Below are 21,264 nucleotides of genomic sequence, written 5' to 3'. Positions count from 1 at the left end.
AAGTTACTTAATAAGTATCCATAGGATCTATGTCTATACTCCAGCGCAGTCGGTTTGCTAAGGGGTGTTTATCTACATAAGCCAATAACTGAGTTAAATAACTATGAAGAATTGCACGGTCCTGCGCTTGAATATGTAATTGATATCGATATTTTCCTGCCACGCGCTCCATCGGCGCGGGAATTGGTCCGAGCAATTGTATACCAGAGAATGGGCTTGCAGGAACCAGATCCGATAAAAAGTCGATGACTAATTTGGCATTGTTAGCTTCGGCGCGTATTAAAGCTAAGAAAGAAAATGGTGGTAAGGCAACTTCTTCACGCTCTTTGAGTGCATAACGGGCAAAGTCGCCGTAGCCATTATTGACTAGATCTTGTAACAGCGGGTGTTCGCAATAATGAGTCTGTAATAATACCGTGCCGGGTTCGCCACTGCGCCCAGCGCGTCCAGCAACTTGAGTTATTAATTGAGCCATATGTTCTGTAGCTCTAAAGTCACTACTGTATAAACCACTGTCGACATCTAAGATAACCACTAGGCTGACATCGGCAAAGTGGTGACCTTTCGCCAGCATTTGAGTACCAACCAGAATACGTGCGCCACCTTCATTAATTTCATTGAGGGCTTCTTCGAGTGCGCCTTTACGGCGGGTTGAATCTCGATCTATACGGCTCAGTGGCGTGTCGGGAAATTGCAATTCTAAAAACTGTTCAACTTGTTCAGTGCCCAAACCCACTGGCAAAATATTGGTACTGCCACAGTCAACACACTGGGGTGGCACATAGCTTTGCTCACCACAGTGATGGCATACTAAGCGTGACATGCCTTTATGGTAGGTGGCACTGGCACTACAGCGGTGACACTCGCTGAGCCAGCCACACTCATGACACATTAAAGTTGGCGCATAACCCCGTCGGTTTAAAAACACCATGACTTGCTTACCACGTGCAAGCGTACGTTCAATATGTTGTAAAGTGGTTGGTGCAAAACCATTTTGATGCGGCTGGCCTTTCATATCAACCAACAAGTAGGCGTTATCTACTTTGGTTTGCGCACGTTTAGTCAGCGACACTAATTGATATTTGTCACTGAGTGCATTGTGTAGGGTTTCTAGTGCAGGGGTTGCAGTGCCTAATAAAAGCGGTATTTGCTGTGTCGCACAGCGGAAAACAGCCAAGTCTCGAGCGTGATAACGCAGTCCATCTTGCTGCTTGAAAGACCCGTCATGTTCTTCATCTACCACGACCATGCCTAAGCTTTTTAAAGGTAAGAAAATCCCTGAGCGAGTTGCGATAACTAGCGCGCTACTACCTTGCTCAGCGCGCCGCCAAGTGTGTAAACGCTCATTATCGGTTAAATTTGAATGCCATAAATCAATGGGAGTATTTGGGAAGCGGCGCCTGAAGCGGTTGACAGTTTGTGGCGTCAGGCCAATTTCTGGTACTAAAACCAAGGCCTGTTTACCAGCATTAAGTATTTTCTCTAAACATTGTAAATAAACTTCAGTTTTTCCACTGCCCGTGATCCCTTCAATTAAGAAAGAGCGATACCCTGCTTGTTGATTAACGGCAGCACAAATGGCAGCTTGCTCTTCATTGAGGCGCGGTTTGCTTGCAATCTCAAGTGTGTCTGACGACCAAGCTTCACAGTGGTTAATGGCTTCTGTGATTAAGCCTTTCTCTTTGAGCGGTTTAATTTGTTGTGTTGTAAACCCTAATGCTTTTAACTCAGTGAGGCTCGTTACGCCCGAGCCTTTTAAATGCTCAATCAATGCTAATTGCTTTTTAGCGCGAAGCTTGGGAGATGCCTTTCCTTCCTCAGTGAGAGTGTAATCGGGCACTTGGGTTTTATCTGGGTGTTCACCTTGACGCAAAGATGCGGGTAGCGCAGTAAAAATGGTTTCGCCTAGCGAGTGGCAATAATAACGTGCTGTAAATTTCAAAAAGGTAAGATAAGCATCACTGATAATAGGGCGCTCATCAATGACAGAGGTAATGGCTTTGATTTTATTATCGGGCACATCTGACTGAGTCTTGATGTCAACGACCATGGCGACCAATTTTCTATTGGCAAAAGTCACCCATACACGACAGCCTTTTTGAACTGTGATATTCGGGTCGATTTTATAATCAAAGGTTCTATGTAGTGGGACTTTTAGGGCAACTTCAACAAATAGCATGAATATTCGAACATGGCAGTAGATGGTTATAATGTACTAAAGCAGACCTTGAAATCCCAGTGAAAAACGCGAGGTAAATTGCTGTTCAATGGATTGGGTGCAATGAACGCCGAATTTATTTACTTTTTGTGCAATTATTGCTTGTAGATCTCGGACTACTTCAATAGAATACGCGTCCACTAATTTGAATATAACTACGTATGGTGCCAAACTTCGGGTTTGGAGAGCGATACGGCCTAACCTAGAGGTTTACTATGAAAGAAGGTATCCACCCTAAGTACGAGTCAATCACAGCAACTTGTTCATGTGGTAACAAATTCGAAACTCGTTCAACACTATGTAAAGACATTCACCTAGACGTATGTTCTGCATGTCACCCGTTCTACACTGGTAAGCAGAAGATCCTTGATACAGGTGGTCGTGTTGATCGCTTCAACAAGCGTTTCGGTGCTCTTAGCAGCAAGAAATAAGCATCGCTTGTTTGAGAAAGGCACCCATTTGGGTGCTTTTTTTATGTCTGAATCTCATTAATCTTCTGAATATTCATTATTTCCAGCTTGCTTAGCATTGCTTATCTGATCGTTCTTCTGCAAAATTATTTCTGATACATCAAACCCTTTTCGTAGCACAGCCGTAGAAAATGGCGTAATAACTAAATGCATAACTTTGCACTTTTTATCGAGATTGACTTTAGCTTTCTCAAAGATATGGTTGCTTTAACTGGTTTTTTTTAGAGTTAAAGTTATCTAAATGTATTTAAAAGAGTCTAAAATGCAGTAAATGTAGCTAAGTTGGGTTTTCTTTCTATGTTTAGTATGGTGACATTTTTAGTCGTATAAATTGCTGGTTTATTAAACGTATTGACCCTTTTTTAGGTCAGTGAAATGTCAAAAAAGCTAAAAGAATGTTTCATAAAATCTGCAAAATTACGGCATCTTGCAGATAAATTTCGCTAAAAAGTGGATAGACCTGAAATTGCTTGAATATATCTAGAAAGCGAGTATCTTTTAGTTATTGCGAATTATTTCACTCTCACTTTTAACTTCTTTGCAGGAAAAAATCGCGTCATGTCAGACTTTCGTGAACAAGCTTTACATTACCACGCTCATCCCGTTCCAGGTAAAATCAGTGTTGAATTAACTAAACCAGCCGAAACAGTTAAAGATCTTGCGTTGGCCTACAGCCCAGGTGTGGCTGAGCCGGTTCGAGAAATTGCTGCAGATCCTGCTAATGCTTACCGATATACAGGTAAAGGCAATATGGTTGCGGTGATCAGTAATGGCACTGCAATTTTAGGTTTAGGTAACTTAGGCCCACTTGCTTCTAAACCAGTCATGGAAGGTAAAGCGCTACTATTCAAACGTTTTGCGGGCTTAGATTCAATCGACATTGAAGTAAAGCACCGCACTACAGAAGACTTTATTAACACGGTTGCGAATATTGCAGACACTTTTGGTGGTATCAACCTTGAAGATATTAAAGCACCAGAGTGTTTTGAGATTGAAAAAGCGCTCATAGAACGTTGTGATATTCCTGTATTCCACGACGACCAGCATGGTACAGCGATTGTAACTGCTGCGGGTATGTTGAATGCACTTGAAGTACAAGGTAAAGACATCCACGACGCTATCATTGTATGTTTAGGTGCAGGTGCTGCAGCAATCGCATGTATGGAACTGCTGATTAAATGTGGTGCACAGCGTGAGCACATTTACATGCTAGACCGTAAAGGCGTTATCCATACGCGTCGTGATGACTTAAACGAATATAAAAAGCTATTTGCTAACAACACTGATAAGCGTACGCTTCAAGACGTTATTGCAGAAGCAGATGTGTTTGTGGGTGTATCTGGCCCTGATTTACTTTCTCCAGAAGACCTAAAGCTTATGGCAGACAAGCCAGTAGTATTTGCTTGTTCAAACCCTGACCCTGAAATTAATCCAGAAGTTGCACATGGTGCACGTAACGATTTAATTATGGCGACAGGTCGTTCAGATTACCCTAACCAGGTTAACAACGTTTTATGTTTCCCGTTTATCTTCCGTGGTGCACTTGATGTGCGTGCAACAGCGATTAACGATGAAATGAAGATCGCAGCCGTAGAAGCCATCCGTGGCATTGCGAAAGAGCCAGTGCCTGAGCAAGTGCTTAAAGCAGCCGATGTTGAGTCGCTAGAGTTTGGTGCTGAGTATATTATTCCTAAGCCAATGGATCCGCGTTTATTGCCTCGCATAGCTAAAGCTGTGGCACAAGCAGCGATTGATTCTGGCGTTGCACAAATCGATTTACCAGAAAACTACATGGCACAATTTGAATCTTAATCTTAGGCAAGATTGAATTAATGAAAAACCTCGCAATGGCGAGGTTTTTTATGTTTTCTTTGTAATAACAAAAAAGCTGATTAACCTTCTTCGTTAATCTCTGGGATCTCTAAGCCCATCTCTTTCATAATGTTACGCACTTCAACAGGGATCTTCTCAGGATTGTCTTTACGTAAGTCCTCGTCGCTAGGCAACGGTTGACCCGTAAAGGCATGCAGAAATGCTTCACACAGTAACTCGCTGTTTGTTGCATGGCGCAAGTTGTTCACCTGACGGCGAGTACGCTCATCGGTCAATACTTTTAAAACGTTTAAAGGAATAGATACGGTGATCTTCTTCACTTGCTCTGATTTTTTGCCATGCTCTGCATAAGGGTGAATATATTCACCATTCCATTTAGCCATAATATTTTTTCTGATGCCTTTAGAGTAATTACTGCCAATAAGACTACGCTCGTTTGCGACGGCTTTAATTGACTTAGTTTGACTAACGCCCAACTCAAACTAAGGTTAATGTACCGATTTATGGTCAAAAACCCAGTCTTATTAACAATATTAGTTAACGAGGTGGCGAAATTTTATCGGTTTAAAAAAGATAGTCAAATTCTAGTTAAATAGCCATTTAGCAGTATAAATGTTTTGACTTCTCCAATTTGATCATCTAACCTTTTAGACGTCTAAACATCCATATATTAGGTGGTGATATGAGCCAACGCAATAAATCAACAGTCGCAGTCAGACATGGTATCGAAGCCGATAAGCATCATGGCGCGGTCGTGCCTCCTCTTTATCTTTCAACAACGTATTCGTTCGCTGATTTCGATACTAAGCGTGATTATGATTACGGCCGTAGCGGTAACCCAAATCGCGATATTCTAGCTGAAACACTAGCGCAGCTTGAGGGCGGAGAAAAAGGCATCATCACTGCGACCGGTATGGCAGCTGTTCACCTAGTAACACAACTTTTAAATCACGACGATACGTTAGTTATTCCACATGATTGTTATGGTGGTAGTTATCGATTATTCACCTCACTTGAAAAGCGTGGCTTGTTAAAACTAAAAGTTTTAGATTTAACCCGCGCTGACAGTCTTGCACAAATTGCAGAGATCAAACCTAAACTGGTTTGGATTGAAACGCCGAGTAACCCAATTCTTCGTCTTACAGATATTGAGGCGGTTGTGAATGCAGCCCATGCAGTGGGTGCTTTAGTGGGGGCTGACAATACGTTTTTATCTCCAGCGCTACAGAACCCAATTTCATTTGGTGTTGATATTGTGGTGCATTCGACCACGAAATACATTAACGGCCATTCTGATGTCGTTGGTGGCGCGGTGATTGCGAAAACTCAAGCGTTAGGTGAAGAGCTGGCTTGGTGGGCAAATAACATTGGTATTACTGGTGCGCCATTCGATAGTTATCTTACATTACGTGGTTTAAGAACCCTTAAAGTGCGTCTTAAGCAACACGAAGAAAATGCCTTAGCTATCGCCAAGTACTTAGAGCAGTCTGAGTACGTACGTAAAGTTTATTACCCTGGTCTTGGATCACACCCGCAACACGAACTGGCTAAAAAGCAGCAGTTAGGGTTTGGTGGCATGGTGAGTTTTGATATCGCAGGTGGTCTTGAAGATGCGGCGGCATTCTTAACAACAGTGAAAGAGTTCTCGTTGGCTGAGTCTTTAGGCGGTGTTGAGAGTTTAATTTGCCACCCAGCGACCATGACACATGCAGGCATGGAACCTAAAGCACGCTTAGAAGCAGGTGTAGGCGATACTTTGATCCGTATTTCTGTTGGTATTGAGGAAGTAGCAGACCTACTTGCAGACCTAGAAGCGGCTTTTGCTAAAACACAGCCAGGAAAGGCACCTGCGTCTGCTGATAGCAAAGCCTGTAAATTAACACCTGCCCATCCGGCACTTTGGTAAAAGAAAATGACAAGAGTAGTACATAAATTTGGCGGGTCGAGCTTAAGCTCGGCTTCGCGTTATCAGGCTGTCGCACAAATCGTGGTTGGCCAGTGTCAGTTGGGCGATTGTGTTGTGGTGTCAGCCGCAGGTAAAACCACCAACACCCTAGTTAAACTATGGCAAAGCTATCAGCAGCAAGAGCAGCAAAGTTTTAACGATATTTTGTTGCAGGTTGAGAACCATCAAATCGAACTGATTAATGCATTATTCCAGGGTGAAAAGCAGCGCCAACTAGCCGATACTTTGTTGACTGAATTACAAGTTATCACCCAAGCCGCGAACAGTAAAACTCTAAATGAAGCTGAGCTATTAGCACATGGTGAATTATGGTCTGCGCGCATTCTAGCGAACTACCTATCAGAAAGCGGTTTACAAGCCCAAGCTATTGATGCCAGAACGTTATTTACTGTACATAACGGTCAGTTGGTGCATCAGCAAAATAAGCAAGCGTGCTTAGCGACTTTAGATAAAGATCACATCTTTGTGGTCACAGGCTTTATTGCTGCAGATGACCAAGGTAATACTGTGACGTTGGGACGTAATGGCAGTGACTACAGTGCAACATTGTTAGCAAATTATAGCGATGCAGAAGCAGTCTCAATCTGGACCGATACGCAAGGTGTATTCAGTACTGATCCTCGTAAAGTCAGCAATGCAATTAAATACCCTAAAGTGTGTCGAGAGCAGGCCAATCTGTTGGCGCGTTTAGGTAATCCTGTATTGCATGCTAAAACTTTATCTCCTTTGAAAAATACCAGCATCAAGTTGCAGGTTCGTAGCAGTTTTGACCCTGAAGCACCAGGTACTGAAATTGTTAAAGCGGGTTACAGCAAGGCGAAACGTTTTATTACTTCATTTGATAACTTAGATCTTGTGCGTGTTGATCGTTTAGGTGTAAATGAAGTGCGAGAAGTGAGTCAGCTTATTCAGCACAGCATTCATCACTTTGTACAAAATGGTGAAGAGTTCTTATTGCTACCAGGCGCTTTTACACATCAAGTTAGCCAATATTTTACAGGGCGTCTCACCTTAGTTGAAAGCCATTTACAAGGTTTTGCGCTGGTTGCACCAAAAGCCGATATCTCTGCATTAGAGCTACAGGCTAAATCAGTGTTGGCAGAGCAAGATGTGGTACTCAGGTTTGCGCACAGTGACGAAGATTATGCACTGTTCTTAACTGACCAAGCGATTGACAGCGATGTTTTGGCGATTCTACATGACAAACTAGTGAATAAAGGCCGAGAGCTGGCGGTTATCATTGCGGGTCTAGGTAATGTCGGTGAGGTTTTCCTTGAGCAGTGCCAAACTCAGGTTGCTCGTTTACAAGCGCAATTTGATTTAAAAGTCGTTGGTTTATTACGTTCGCAGCAAATGCTATTTGCTGCCAGTGGTTTGAATTTAGATAATTGGCAAACTCAGTGGCAAAATGAAGCGCAAGCATACGAACAAACTGAAGTACTAGAGCGTATTGAAGAGCTAGATTATGAGCATAAAGTGGTGATCGATATTACTGCGAGTGAGTCATTTAGCTTGTTATACCCAGAGTTCGTCAAGCGTGATTGCCATCTTATCAGTGCCAATAAATATGCTGGCACAGCAAAACAAGACTGGTATTTATCTTTGCGTCAGCAGCTTGAAGAACGTAATTTACTATGGCGTTATAACACCAGTGTTGGCGCGGGCTTACCGGTTAATTTTGCGTTAGCTGATCTGCAAAATAGCGGTGATAAAATCACCCAAGTTGAAGGGGTATTTTCGGGTACTTTGTCTTGGCTATGTAGTGAGTATGATGGCAGCAAAGCTTTCTCAGATTTAGTACTAGAAGCGCAAGCTATGGGCTACACCGAGCCAGATCCTCGAGAAGACTTATCTGGTCGAGACATGCAGCGCAAATTGTTAATTCTCGCTCGAGAGCTTGGCCTTTCACTCGATGTGGATAATATTGGTCTTGAGCCTTTAATGCCTGAACATTTAGCTGCAGGTAGCTGGCAAGATTTTCTAGCTAAGAAAGACGAGCTAGATGCGTTTTATGAGACTAAGTTTGCACAGGCGAAAGCCAATAATTGTGAGCTGCGTTATACAGGATTATTAAGTATTACTGAAGATGGCAAAGTGGACGCAAAAGTGGGTATTGCTTTTGCTGAGAAAGGCTCTGCAATTGCCAATTTAACACCAGGCGATAATATCTTTGTAGTTAAAACACTATGGTATGACGCGAACCCACTTGTTATTCAAGGGCCTGGCGCAGGTAAAGAAGTGACTGCAGCAGGTATTCACTCAGACTTATTCTGGTTATGTCAAAATCTTAAGTAGTGAATAGCTGATAATTTAGAATCAAAAAAGCGAAGTGACTTTAACACTTCGCTTTTTTGTTAGGGCGATTTTTTTATTAATTAAAATAGCTCATCTTGTTCAGGCAAAGAGTCAGAAGAGAATGGAGTTTTTGACTTATCTTGCTGCACATATTTAGTCGGTACAGTGTCAGACTCAAAGTATTCGAAACGGCTAGTGTGATCGTTTTTCGAACTTAATAAGCCAGTTTTTAAATCAACTCTAACAGAAGTTAAGCCAGGTGCCGGGTCAATCGGTGCAAGCGGTTCATTTTGTAGTGCTGTTTTCATAAAGCGCACCCAAGCTGGCTGTGCGGTAATTGCGCCTGCTTCAGCACCAACTGCTTGGCCTTTACCTAGATTATTGTTGTAGGCTGCGCGACCAAGAGATTTGCTTGCATCGTCAAAGCCCACCCAAACTGTGGTTAATACATTTCGATTGTAGCCCGTGAACCAAGTATCCACTGAGTTATTGGTGGTACCAGTCTTACCTGATAAGTCTCTGCGTTTTAAAGTTTGCGCTCGCCAACCTGTACCAACCCATCCTGTTTTGTGTTTCCAGCTACCGCCACCCCAAATCGCGCTATGTAATGCACTTGAGACAAGAAAAGCATTTTGTTCACTGATAATTTGTGGTGCACATTGCATGGTATTTTCGAGGCGCAGCTCTTCATCACATGCGATTAATGGCTGAGCTTTACCCAGTGAATTACCATAGGCATCTGTTATCTCACTGATAAAATAAGGTTCAATTAGGTGACCGCCATTGGCAAAGGTACTCATACCACGAGCCATTTCTAGTGGCGTAATGGCCGCACTACCTAATGCTAAAGATTCACTGCGGTTAATGTCTTCATCAGCAAAGCCAAATTTAAGTAAATGATTGGCAGAGCGCTGTAAACCAACGCCTCTTAGTAATCTAACTGAGACGACGTTTTTTGATTGCGCTAATGCGCGACGAATTCGAATCGGGCCACTATAAACTTCAGGACTATTTTTAGGTCGCCATGAAACCCCTAAGCTTTTATCCCAGTGGTTGATAGGTGCATCATTGATAATTGAAGCAAGCGTGTAACCGTCTTCTAATGCCGCTGAATAAATAAAAGGTTTAATGTTTGAACCAACCTGACGTTTCGCTTGCACTGCACGGTTATATTGGCTTTGTGCGAAACTATAACCACCGACTAAGGCTTTGATCCGGCCATCTTTTGGATCTAAAGATACAATGGCACTCGATGGTTGTGGATACTGACTTAATTGCCAGCCATTATTTTCTCGTAACCAAATCTGCATACCAGGCGAAAGTACATCGGCCGCTGCTTTAGGGGCATTACCTTGTCGTTTTTCGTTGATGTATGCGCGTGCCCAGTTCAGGCCATCCCACTCAATGACCACAGATTGACCTGATTTTAATAGCACCTCAGCGCTTTGTTCATAAACATGCGTGACAATACCTGCGACGAGAGGAGCTATTTCATTAACGCTATTGAGTGTTTTAAGTAGCTCAGCTCGGGTAGGGGGTGGGTCTGTGTCGTGTTGCCATAACACGGCTTCAGGCCCTCGATAACCGTGGCGCATGTCGTAATCATGTAGGTTGTTAATGAGTGCTTGCTGTGCGGCAAGTTGAATTTCAGATTCAACACTCGTATAAACTCTAAAGCCAGTGTTGTATGCTTTGTCAGCGCCGTAGCGCTCTACCATATACGCACGGACCATTTCAGAAATATAAGGTGCATAAAGCTCTATTTCAGCGCCGTGGCGTTTTGCAGTGATAGGGGCTTGTGTTGCCTCGTTATATTCACTGCGTGAGATGTATTTTTCTGTCAGCATTCGACCTAAAACCACATTCCTGCGAGATTTAGCACGAGTCGGGTTGCTGATAGGGTTTAGCGCTGAAGGAGCCTTTGGTAAGCCTGCGATCATGGCCATTTGCGCTAATGTAAGCTCGTGTAACTCTTTACCGTAATATACCTGTGCTGCAGCACCAATGCCAAATGAACGGTGGCCTAATTCAATCTTATTTAAATACAGTTCTAAAATTTCATCTTTTGATAGTAATTGCTCTATGTGAAGCGCAATGAATATTTCTTTTACCTTACGAATATAAGCCTTTTCGCGGGTTAAAAAGAAGTTTCTAGCCAGCTGCATAGTGATGGTACTGGCACCTTGTTTCTTTTGACCAGTGCTGATCAATACAATTGCTGAACGTACTATGCCTATTGGGTCGATACCAAAATGTTCATAAAAGCGATTATCTTCTGTCGCTAAAAATGCATTGAGTAGTGGTTGAGGAATTTCATCTATTTTGACGGGAATGCGTCGTTTTTCACCAAATTGATTGATTAATTTTCCATCTTTGGTAAAAACTTGCATAGGTGTTTGAAGTTGAACTTCTTTTAAAACTTCAACACTAGGGATATCAGATTTTACATAGTAATATAGTGCTAGTAATGTGGTTAAGCCTAAAAGCCCACATGCAATGATAAACTGTATAAATCTTTTTAATAAAGTCACGGAATATTCCCTAGTTAGACTCCCATTTGTGGGTAGAGGCTGCTAGTATAGCTTGAACAAAATTCGATTAATATTTTTTGTTCTAAAATAATAACCTGTTTAAATATAAATAAAGGATAAAAATACAGGGTATGTTAAATAAATTGTTCAAAGCACACGCCCCCTTAATGGTTGGGATTGATATCGGTTCGCATTGTGTTAAAGCAGTCTTGCTTTCACAAACTCACAGCGGTTACCGCGTCGAAGCTGTCGCTATTGAACCAGTTCCTAAAGGTGCAATCACTGAGCGCGCAATTCAAGATATTGAAGCAGTAGGTCGTGCAATCTCTAAATTAAAAAAGCGCTTTCCAAAACATTCACCTTTCGCAGCAGTTGCCGTATCAGGTCAAACCGTTATCACCAAAGTTATCTTTATGGACGTTTCATTAACGGATGCTGAACTCGAATCTCAAATCGCCATTGAAGCCGATAGCCTGATACCTTACCCCCTGGACGAAGTAAGTCTAGATTTTGAAAAGATCTCAGTAAATGACGCCGATCCGTCGAAAATAAATGTATTGTTGTCTGCTGCTAGAACTGAAAGTGTACTTGCAAGAGTAAGTGCATTAGAAGAAGCAGGTTATAAAGCAAAAGTCGTTGATGTTGAAAGTTACGCTTTAAGTCGTTCTCTTGATACCTTATATGGTCAATTACCATCAGATGCTTTCGATAAAATCGTTGCGATTGTTGATATTGGTGCGGTGATTTCATTAATGAGTGTTATCCAGTCTGGAAAAACAATTTATACGCGAGATCAAGTGTTTGGGGGGGAGCAGTACACGAATAGTATTGTTGCTTATTACAACAAGACATTCGATGAAGCTGAGCTAGCAAAAACAACCGGTGATTTACCGCCAAATTACACCTTCGAAGTACTCGCGCCGTTTCAAACAGCGTTGTTGCAACAGATCCGTCGAGCGGTGCAAATGTTCATGACGACCAGTGGTAAAGATCATGTTGATTACTTAGTCTTATCTGGCGGAACGGCATTAGTCGAAGGGTTAGATAGATTGCTAGTCGATGAGCTTGGTATTCACACAATCATAGCCGATCCATTTTCAGATATGGAAATTGCCCCTAAAGTTGATAGAAATGTCTTGTTAAGACACAAACCACAATTCACTTTAGCCACAGGGCTGGCGCTTAGGAGTTTTAGCACATGCCACATATAAATCTCCTACCTTGGCGAGAGCAACAAAGACAAGCTTCGCAACAAAAATTTCTGATTTTAATTGGCAGTATTGTTGGTGTGTCGTTGTTTATCATGTATTTGATTGGCGGTTTTTACGATAGCCTGAGAACAGGTCAGGAAATTAGAAATAACTATTTGCAGGCTGAAATTCGCAAGTTAGACACGCGTATTCGAGAAATTAATGATCTAAACACTCAAAAAGGTAATCTACAGCGTAGAATAAGATTAATCGAAGAGCTACAAGGTAATCGTAACTTAGGCACACAAGTGATTGATGAAATAGCTAGAATAGTTCCTTCTGGTGTATATTTAACCAGTTTGGAGCTGGATGGTAAGATGGTGAAGGTGATTGGTCGAAGTGAGTCTAATAACCGGTTATCGCAAATGCTGCGCCAGGTAGAGTCTTCATATTTATTGGAAAACCCTACGATTCAAGGCATTATCGCTGGTGAGCAAAGTAATCGTTTATTGAGCGACTTTACTATGCATTTTTATGTAAAATCTTATCAAGACCTTGAAGATGCGAAAGAGAAAAGTAAGGAATAGTTATGAACTTTGATCTCAAAGCACTTCAAGAAATAGATTGGAACGAAATAGAGTTAGATAATATTGGCGAATGGCCAAAACCGGTTAAGGCCATGTGTGTTGTATTGGTAACCATAATAATGCTATTTGTTGGTTATACAATGCTAGTGTCATCAGCTATTGATGAATATGACTTTGCTGTTAGTAAAGAGCAAGAATTACGTAATTCTTATAAGTTTAAATATGCAAGGGCGAACAATCTAGACTTATACAAGCAGCAAATGCAAGATATGGAAGCGCAGTTTTCTCAACTATTACAACGCCTTCCAACCTCAAATGAGACCCCTGGTTTATTAGACGACTTAACTTATGTTGGTACCTCGAGTGGTTTAACATTTTTAAAAATCGGCTGGATGCCAGAAGTAAAGAAAGAGTTTTATACTGAATTACCAATTAATCTAGAAGTTGTGGGGACTTATCATGAGTTTGGTGAGTTTGTGGGTAAAGTAGCCCAACTACCTCGCATTGTTAGCCTTCATGACTTCAGAATTGAAAGGGCGAATGATAGAAACCTTGTGTTTAGTGTTATTGCGAAAACTTATCGCTATGAGCAAGGAGGTGCTAAGTGAAGCTAAAATGCACCTTACTTGTGATGAGCGCCACCTTTTTGGTGGCATGTAATGATGATACAGCTCAGCAAAAAGAGTTTATCGATCAAGTCCAAGCCAGTGCAACACCGAAAATTGAGCCTATTCCACAAATGAAAGCATTTGAGTCCTTTCCCTACAGTGCAGGGTCGTTACGTAGCCCGTTCGATGCTCCTAAACCAGAAGTAATAGAAAGTCGATTAGTGCAAGTTAAAAATTGTTTGCAACCTGATCAAAACCGAGAAAGAGATCCATTAGAAAAATACCCAATCGATAATCTAGTGATGAAGGGAACTATAGCTTTGTCGGGGGCAACTTGGGCATTGATACGAGCCGCTGATCAAGGCCTATTTAGAGTGACTGAAGGCGAATATATGGGCTTGTATCATGGTGAAGTAGTTGGCATCTATGATGATCATGTGGAATTATTAGAGCTGATCCCGGATGGAACAGGTTGCTGGAAAGAAAGATTAACTAAAGTTGAGATTGTAGAATCAACTCAACTTACAGTAAGCGAATAACAATAAAGGTAAAACATTATGACTCGCATGGTTGCGAACTTGCTTAAAACTACTATTTTCTCTGCCTTTTTGCTTGTTTTATCAGGCGCAGTAAATGCTTTGCCCATGTTATACGATGTGCGATACAACCCTATTTCTAACTCTGAAACTGAATTGCAGTTGGTGTTTGATGAGCAGCTTAATATCGAACCAAAAGTATCAGTATTAAATGACCCTGCTAGATTAGAGTTATTTTTTTCAGGCGCAGAATACGAAGAGAGCTTACAACAATTAAATGTTAATAAAGCAGGTATTCAGCGAATCCAAAGCAGTATGGTTGAAGGCGGTTTTATCGTAAGCATCGAACTTGACCAGTTAAAGTTGTATAAAACCCAAGTAAAAAATAACTTGGTATATCTGCAAATATCTGAGAATCCAATCTATGAAGCTGCAGAATCGAATGAAACTGGTCTAGATGAATTAACACACTTTATTAATCGTATTCAATCAATTGATTTTCGCCGAGGTGAAAAAGGCGAAGCGAAGCTATTGGTGTTCCTTGAAAGCTCTCAAGCAGCGATTGACGTTCAAGAGCGTGGTGGCAAAATCGTCGCGGATTTTCATCATATTGATATCTTAGATGACTTATTGTATGAACTAGATGTTGTTGATTTTGGCACTATAGTTAGCAAAATTGAAACTTTCTCTGAATGGAATAAAAGCCGTTTAGTCATAGAGCCAAATAGTGCTTTTTCATTTAAATATGAGCAACTTGATAATATTTTCACGTTAACAGTGGAAAAAGACAGTAAAACGAAAAAGTTTGGTGAAGAGAAAGTGTATCAAGGGGAACCTATCACCTTAAATTTCCAAGATATTCCAATTCGTTCTGTGCTACAAATCATCGCTGATACAAACAACTTTAATCTAGTCACTAGCGACTCTGTGTCAGGTAATATTACACTGCGCTTAGAGGGAACACCTTGGGATCAAGCGCTTGATGTCGTATTAAGAGTTAAAGGTTTAGATAAGCGCACTGAAGGATCAATTCTGATGGTTGCGCCTGCTGAGGAGTTAGCCGCAAGAGAAGCGAAAGAGCTACAAGCTATGCGCCAAGTTGAAGAGCTTGAGCCGCTTTATAATGAATATTTGCAGTTGAATTACGCCAAAGCGGAAGAGTTTGCTGATTTACTAAAAACTGAAATTAACAGCATTATCAGTAACCGCGGTAATGTCTCAGTAGATGTTAGAACCAATACGTTAATCATCAAAGATACGGCTAAAAGTATCGAAAATGTTCGCCGTATGGTTGAGACCTTAGATGTTCCTGTTAAACAAGTTCGTATTGAATCCCGAATGGTAACGGTAAGTGACAACGTATCTGATGACTTGGGTATTCGCTGGGGCTTTAGTGATCAACAAGGTACAGATGCTATTTCTGGCAAACTCTCTAGTGCTGATCAATTATCGAATGGGGTTATTCCAGCTTTTACCGATCGTCTGAATGTAAACCTTCCTGTTACAAACCCTGCGGGTAGCATTGGTGTTCATCTTGCTAAATTAGCTGATGGTACGTTGATTGACCTTGAGCTTTCTGCATTAGAGCAGGAAAACAAAGGTGAGATAATCGCAACACCAAGTATTACAACGGCGAACCAGAAAAAGGCACGTATTGAGCAGGGTACTGAGATCCCTTATGTTGAGGCTGCATCGAGCGGTGCAACATCTGTAAGCTTTAAAAAAGCAGTACTAAGTTTAGAGGTAACACCTCAGATTACCCCGGATAATAAAATTATTTTAGATTTGGTGATTACCCAAGATACTCGAGGCGATAATGTACAAACGCCTAATGGTCCTGCAGTTGCGATTAATACCCAACAAATTGAAACACAAGTTCTAGTCGAAAATGGCCAAACCATCGTACTCGGTGGTATATATCAACAAGAAATCACCAGCGCTGTAACAAAAGTCCCTTTATTAGGTGATGTGCCTTATTTAGGCGTTTTGTTTAGAAATACTCGTCACATTAACGAGAAAAGAGAATTACTGATATTCGTGACCCCAAAAATTATGTTAGATGGTCAGTAACAACACATTAATGAGTACATTCTTGCAACGTTTATGTTAATTTAAATGATTAGACTTGAAATTGCGCACGAATTACTGAGATAATCCCCTCCTTAAATTTTGGGGCCAGGTCGTGAGGCGGGGTTTATTTTCAAATTTTAGAGTTCGTTAGTACTAAATAGATATGGCTGAGAAACGTAATATATTTCTAGTAGGCCCAATGGGGGCTGGTAAAAGCACAATTGGTCGCCATTTGGCAGATCAGTTACACCTTGAATTCTTCGACTCAGATCAAGAAATCGAACGCCGCACTGGTGCAGACATTGCGTGGGTGTTTGATCTTGAAGGTGAAGAAGGTTTCCGTCGTCGTGAAGAGGGCGTGATTTCTGACCTAACTGAGATGCAAGGTATTGTATTAGCTACTGGCGGTGGTTCAGTTATGAGCAAAGAGGTTCGTAACAAACTGTCAGCGCGTGGCATTGTTGTTTACCTAGAAACACCAATTGAAAAACAAGTTGCTCGCACTCAAAGAGATAAGCGTCGTCCTCTTCTACAAACAGAAGAAGCGCCACGTGATGTACTAGAGCGCTTAGCAGGAGAGCGTGAGCCTTTATACCAAGAAGTTGCTGACTTTGTTGTTCGTACTGATGAACAGAGCGCAAAAGTAGTAGCAAATCAAATTATTGAGAAGTTAGATTTCTAAATCATAAAAGGAGTAGTCCATGCTTGAACTGAATGTCGATTTAAACGAGCGTAGCTACCCCATTTATATTGGTGAAAACCTTCTCAACGACAGTGGGCGATTATTATCACATATAGGTAAATGTCGCCCAGTGATCATAAGCAACGAAACAGTTGCACCTCTTTACTTAGATCCTCTTTTAACTCAACTTAATGAGTTAGACCCGCTCCATTTTATTCTTCCTGATGGTGAACAATTCAAGACCTTAGAGTGGTTTGAAAAAGTGTCCGCTTTTTTACTTGAGCACAATTGTGGTCGAGACACTTGTTTAATTGCGCTTGGTGGTGGGGTAATTGGAGATTTAACAGGGTTTGTGGCTGCGTGCTATCAACGCGGTGTGCCATTCATTCAAATTCCAACGACTTTGCTTTCACAAGTTGACTCCTCTGTAGGCGGAAAAACAGCAGTGAACCACCCGCTAGGTAAAAACATGATTGGCGCCTTTTATCAGCCCAAAGCAGTTTTTATCGATATTAATAGCTTACAAACTTTGCCAAGCAGAGAGTTTGCTGCGGGTATGGCTGAGGTCATTAAATACGGTTTAATTTATGATCTAGCTCTTTTGAGTCTTTTAGAAGAGCAACATGAAGCTCTCAGTAATTTACAAAACGATGTCTTGCAAAAGGTGATTTATCGTTGCTGTGAAATCAAAGCTGAAATCGTTTCTCAAGACGAGAAAGAGGCAGGCTTGAGAGCACTCCTTAACTTAGGCCATACATTTGGCCATGCCATTGAAGCACAAATGGGCTATGGTAATTGGCTGCATGGTGAAGCCGTTGCTGCGGGTATGATGTTAGCGATGCAACTGGCGCACATGCGAGGTTCTGTTACTGAATCTGAAGTTTCTCGAGTTCAAGCGCTGATTGCAAATTATAATCTACCAGTCAGTGCCCCAGAGACCATGACCAGTAAACAGTTTATCGGTCATATGCGCAAAGACAAAAAGAACCAACAAGGCAAGATCAGATTTATTGTCCCGACTCAGTTAGGACAATGTGCACTCGTAGATGATGTGTCTGACGAAGCCGTGAGCCAGCTAATAGGGCGCTAATGCAATCGCAAATATTGCCGAGTCGAGCTGCCTTGGTTGATAGAATTGCGATGCAATTCGAATATGGGCAAAACCTCATTGCTTTAGTTGGTCCTTCAGGGTTAGGAAAAAGCTATTTAGCAGAGACCTTAATCACTGAAAAGTATCCTGAATTTAGCAAAGCCTATATTCAAGTAACGGCACAGATGAAAGATACTGAGTTGATGACTCAGTTGCTACAAAATAGCTTTAGAGCGCCGCTGGTCGATCAAACACAAACGCTTTCAGAAAATTTTTTTCAACTTTATCAAACGCAACCTTGTGATCCTTGTTTTTGGGTATTAGATGGCGCAAGACATCTTTCAGATGAAATTATTGAGCAGTTGAGAATATTGTCAGCAAAAAGTCCTGTTGAGCTGTTTATTTTGGTAACAGCACAAGCGCCTAGAATGCTGCCTTCGGCACTTGATATCCATTTAGAACGCCTGTCATTGTCTGAGTCTAAACAATTGATGGCGATGTTCTTTAAAGACTTGCCCATGGAAGAAGACCCTATTTTTCAGTCATTTCTGCAGGAGTCACATGGCAACCCCGCGTTACTGCTTGAGTGGCAAGCTTCGCAACAGAGCCAGTTGAGAGCCCCACAATCTAAAAAGAGCTATCGTTGGCATTTAACTGCTTTGACCGTGCTATTAGCTTTGTTACTTGTGGCCTTTATGTACCAAAAGCAGATTCAGTTTTATTTTAGTGAGCAAGTGGATCGTGCTGAACCTCTAGGGACAGTGCTATCTGCCGAGCAGGTTCTAAAAGCAGAGAATGTGGAAACACAAGCAACGAAAGTATTAGAGCAAAAAAACGTTACTGTCGTTAAGCCTTCGGTAGAAGCTAATGAAAAAAAGGGTGAATTGCCAAGAGAAACTTTAGTTGAAGCACCTAAAGATTCAACTTCAGACACTGTCTTTGCCGTTTTAACAGCGCTTGAAAGTTCGCTGCCAGCTAAGGACGTTCAGATTACTAGTCTACAGAGTGGTTCACAGTCAGTTAAACTGGAAGAAGTTGATCTTGTTGAAGAAACCAACATTTCAGCAAACCGCAATTTAGATAAACAAACAGTAGAAGCGCCTGAAGCTACGGAATTACCTAATAAATCAGAGCTTATAGAACAATCGGCTGAAACAAAAAATCAAGAGTTGGATTTATCCCCAACAGAGTGGTTATTAACTCAACAAGACAGTGTCTGGGCTATACAACTATTAGCAGTCAAAGATAAAGCGATTGCTAATAGCTTTGTTTTGGCAAATGAATTAAAGGATGTATATATCTATGAAACGCTCAGAAGCAATGTGCCTTGGTGGGTGGTTATACAAGCACCATTTGCAAATATTGACGATGCAAGAAGTGCACGGCAAAAGCTGCCAGACAGTGTCTTAGCTGGTCAGCCATTTTTTAAGAAATTTGAGCGTATCAAACAGGAAATTCAGCTTGTTACTCGGTAATTATCTTGAATTAGTGTAGAATCGCCCAACTTTAAATGCATCACAACAAAAATGGTCTTTATGTCACTATCTATGGTTAAATATGACGTTACTTTATTTACGGTGTCGAATCACTGTGAATGTCTTAAGCGGTCATTTTTTACTAATGGCGACGTGTATGCAAAGAATAAAAAGAATGTAAGGGTTTAAAGTGGCAAACGGCTCATCGGTCATTAATCGCCGTTCTCCATTGAAATGGGCAGGCGGGAAAAAACGGATAATAGAAGAGATTAAAGCAAACTTACCTTTAAAGGGGAAGCAACGCTTAATTGAGCCTTTTGTTGGTGGTGGCTCTGTATTTTTAAATATAGATTTTGAAGAATATTTGCTCCTTGATGTCAATAAAGACCTTATTAACCTATTTAATATTCTTAAAGATTCACCAAAAGAGTTTATTCGCGAAGCCGAGTATTTGTTTATAGGCGATCATAATGAAGAAGCTCGCTATTACCAGCTTCGAGAAGAGTTTAACGATACTTTAGACCCATATAAACGTTCATTATTGTTCATCTATCTTAATCGTCATGGTTATAACGGCCTATGTCGTTACAATCAAAAAGGCGGTTTTAATGTACCATTTGGTCGTTACAAACACCCTTACTACCCTCGAGAAGAGTTATTACAATTTGCCAAAGTCGCAAAGCGTGCAACGTTTATATGTAATGACTTTGAACATGCTTTTAGCAAAGCGGATAAGCACGACGTCGTTTACTGTGATCCTCCTTATTCACCGATAAACCGGACTTCAAGTTTCACGGCTTATGCCGGTAATAAATTTACGGATGAAGATCAAGCACGTTTGGTTGAGTGCGCTATTGCAGCCAAAAAACGAGGCGTATCGACACTCATTTCGAATCATTATGTGGATTTCACCAAGCAGCTTTATCGCAGTGCAGATAAAATTACCACCTTACAAGTTCAGCGCAACATCAGTTGTAAAGGCAGTGTGCGCAGTAAGATAGAAGAAGTGATGGCATTGTATAAGGGGTGATCACCTAGTAATTATGCCCACAAGCCAGATCAGGCCTACCACTAAAAGAAAAACAAATACAATTGAAGTTAGAGTGAATGAGATAAAGAGATATTTGTTTGAAAAATCTTGTTGACGTTTATGTTGGCTTTGAACGCCAAACATAGCTGCTAAGACACTTTGAACAATGTTTAGCAGCTTACGCATTTAAAAGTGAGTTGTGAAGCTATCAGAACTGGTTTCAGACTCTTCAGAACCTAACAATAGTTCTAACAGGTCTAAGTAGTGGAATTGAGCACTGCTACTTCCGCCAGTTAACCAAGCATACCAACTAGTGTGTGCTTCAAGTTTGCATTGTTCAAGAGAAGAATAACTAACTTGAACCGTATTTGTACTACATGAACATGTGCTACTGGCAATTTCTTTGCTGTAATCAACAGAGTAAACTCCTGCTGATAATGTAACAACAGCTGTCACCGCAAGCATCCGTGTTTTAAGCCGACTAAACATGTGTAACTCCACCCAACAGTTATCTAGATATAATACACCGTTACTGTTCAGAAAACAAACATAGATAACGTAAGAATTTGTGCGTTAATCGCCATAAAGTAAAAAATATGATTGGAGTTTTTAGTCATTTTCGATGCAGGAACGAGGAGAATAAAACTTGGGTACAAGGCATGAATTGCGGTAAAGTAACGCTG

Annotated in this window: 19 protein-coding genes; 13 read left to right on the top strand and 6 right to left on the bottom strand. The window is 41.3% G+C overall.

Translation table 11 applies throughout. The features are described 5' to 3' along the window. Window positions 1–7: 7 nt before the first annotated feature. Window positions 8–2,179: a primosomal protein N' gene (priA, locus tag CWB72_RS00695; RefSeq protein ID WP_138628496.1), complete on the bottom strand. Its 2,172-nt coding sequence runs from the start codon at window positions 2,177–2,179 to the stop codon at window positions 8–10. 254 nt (window positions 2,180–2,433) lie between these two features. Here priA and rpmE point away from each other — a divergent pair, with 254 nt between their 5' ends. Further along, a complete protein-coding gene (gene rpmE / locus CWB72_RS00690; RefSeq protein WP_058031145.1) occupies window positions 2,434–2,649 on the top strand; it encodes a 50S ribosomal protein L31 in 216 nt (71 codons plus the stop codon). Window positions 2,650–2,706: 57 nt separating this feature from the next. On the opposite strand, the gene CWB72_RS20990 is transcribed toward rpmE, so the two are convergent. Beyond that, window positions 2,707–2,841: a hypothetical protein gene (locus tag CWB72_RS20990; RefSeq protein WP_289508432.1), complete on the bottom strand. Its 135-nt coding sequence runs from the start codon at window positions 2,839–2,841 to the stop codon at window positions 2,707–2,709. Between the two features lie 405 nt (window positions 2,842–3,246). On the opposite strand from CWB72_RS20990, the gene CWB72_RS00685 reads away from it, so the two are divergent. Then, entirely contained in the window at window positions 3,247–4,500 is a 1,254-nt protein-coding gene (locus CWB72_RS00685; RefSeq protein WP_058031144.1) for a malic enzyme-like NAD(P)-binding protein, read from the top strand. 80 nt (window positions 4,501–4,580) lie between these two features. Here the strand turns inward: CWB72_RS00685 and metJ are convergent, their stop codons facing one another. Next, a complete protein-coding gene (gene metJ / locus CWB72_RS00680) occupies window positions 4,581–4,904 on the bottom strand; it encodes a met regulon transcriptional regulator MetJ (RefSeq protein ID WP_058031143.1) in 324 nt (107 codons plus the stop codon). Between the two features lie 299 nt (window positions 4,905–5,203). Here metJ and metB point away from each other — a divergent pair, with 299 nt between their 5' ends. After that, window positions 5,204–6,427 carry a cystathionine gamma-synthase gene (gene metB / locus CWB72_RS00675; RefSeq protein ID WP_138628495.1) on the top strand — a complete coding sequence of 408 codons (1,224 nt, stop codon included), beginning with the start codon at window positions 5,204–5,206 and terminating at the stop codon, window positions 6,425–6,427. A 6-nt stretch (window positions 6,428–6,433) separates the two neighbouring features. Further along, window positions 6,434–8,782: a bifunctional aspartate kinase/homoserine dehydrogenase II gene (metL, locus tag CWB72_RS00670; RefSeq protein WP_138628493.1), complete on the top strand. Its 2,349-nt coding sequence runs from the start codon at window positions 6,434–6,436 to the stop codon at window positions 8,780–8,782. 80 nt (window positions 8,783–8,862) lie between these two features. On the opposite strand, the gene CWB72_RS00665 is transcribed toward metL, so the two are convergent. Beyond that, a complete protein-coding gene (locus CWB72_RS00665) occupies window positions 8,863–11,313 on the bottom strand; it encodes a penicillin-binding protein 1A (protein WP_138628491.1) in 2,451 nt (816 codons plus the stop codon). Between the two features lie 131 nt (window positions 11,314–11,444). Between CWB72_RS00665 and CWB72_RS00660 the strand changes: the two genes are divergently transcribed. From CWB72_RS00660 to CWB72_RS00620, 9 genes are all read left to right on the top strand, one after another. Beyond that, the gene (locus tag CWB72_RS00660) at window positions 11,445–12,524 is read left to right on the top strand and encodes a pilus assembly protein PilM (RefSeq protein WP_138628489.1); all 1,080 of its coding nucleotides are present in this window, start codon (window positions 11,445–11,447) and stop codon (window positions 12,522–12,524) included. Beyond that, window positions 12,512–13,090: a PilN domain-containing protein gene (locus CWB72_RS00655; RefSeq protein ID WP_130254169.1), complete on the top strand. Its 579-nt coding sequence runs from the start codon at window positions 12,512–12,514 to the stop codon at window positions 13,088–13,090. Before CWB72_RS00660 ends, CWB72_RS00655 begins: the two co-directional genes overlap by 13 nt. Window positions 13,091–13,092: 2 nt before the next feature. Beyond that, the gene (locus tag CWB72_RS00650) at window positions 13,093–13,698 is read left to right on the top strand and encodes a type 4a pilus biogenesis protein PilO (RefSeq protein ID WP_130254168.1); all 606 of its coding nucleotides are present in this window, start codon (window positions 13,093–13,095) and stop codon (window positions 13,696–13,698) included. After that, window positions 13,695–14,237, top strand: a complete 543-nt coding sequence (locus CWB72_RS00645; protein ID WP_430929783.1) for a pilus assembly protein PilP — start codon at window positions 13,695–13,697, stop codon at window positions 14,235–14,237. The genes CWB72_RS00650 and CWB72_RS00645 overlap by 4 nt, the downstream gene beginning before the upstream one ends. 18 nt (window positions 14,238–14,255) lie before the next feature. Next, window positions 14,256–16,304: a type IV pilus secretin PilQ family protein gene (pilQ, locus tag CWB72_RS00640; protein WP_138628487.1), complete on the top strand. Its 2,049-nt coding sequence runs from the start codon at window positions 14,256–14,258 to the stop codon at window positions 16,302–16,304. A gap of 163 nt (window positions 16,305–16,467) precedes the next feature. Continuing rightward, window positions 16,468–16,986, top strand: coding sequence for a shikimate kinase AroK (gene aroK / locus CWB72_RS00635; RefSeq protein ID WP_130254166.1), 519 nt, complete (start codon window positions 16,468–16,470; stop codon window positions 16,984–16,986). A 19-nt stretch (window positions 16,987–17,005) separates the two neighbouring features. Next, window positions 17,006–18,076: a 3-dehydroquinate synthase gene (gene aroB / locus CWB72_RS00630; protein WP_138628485.1), complete on the top strand. Its 1,071-nt coding sequence runs from the start codon at window positions 17,006–17,008 to the stop codon at window positions 18,074–18,076. Further along, window positions 18,076–19,551, top strand: a complete 1,476-nt coding sequence (locus CWB72_RS00625; RefSeq protein ID WP_138628483.1) for an AAA family ATPase — start codon at window positions 18,076–18,078, stop codon at window positions 19,549–19,551. The genes aroB and CWB72_RS00625 overlap by 1 nt, the downstream gene beginning before the upstream one ends. 190 nt (window positions 19,552–19,741) lie before the next feature. Next, window positions 19,742–20,581 (top strand): Dam family site-specific DNA-(adenine-N6)-methyltransferase, encoded by an 840-nt coding sequence (locus CWB72_RS00620; RefSeq protein WP_138567284.1) that lies wholly within the window; start codon window positions 19,742–19,744, stop codon window positions 20,579–20,581. Here CWB72_RS00620 and CWB72_RS00615 read toward each other — a convergent pair whose 3' ends face one another. After that, window positions 20,582–20,767 carry a DUF2970 domain-containing protein gene (locus CWB72_RS00615; RefSeq protein WP_138628481.1) on the bottom strand — a complete coding sequence of 62 codons (186 nt, stop codon included), beginning with the start codon at window positions 20,765–20,767 and terminating at the stop codon, window positions 20,582–20,584. Beyond that, a complete protein-coding gene (locus tag CWB72_RS00610; protein WP_130254161.1) occupies window positions 20,768–21,070 on the bottom strand; it encodes a hypothetical protein in 303 nt (100 codons plus the stop codon). Between the last annotated feature and the right edge of the window lie 194 nt (window positions 21,071–21,264).

This window comes from Pseudoalteromonas phenolica, from assembly GCF_005886345.1.
GTDB classification, from domain to species: domain Bacteria; phylum Pseudomonadota; class Gammaproteobacteria; order Enterobacterales; family Alteromonadaceae; genus Pseudoalteromonas; species Pseudoalteromonas phenolica_A.
This window is presented reverse-complemented; position numbering and strand designations above follow the sequence as displayed.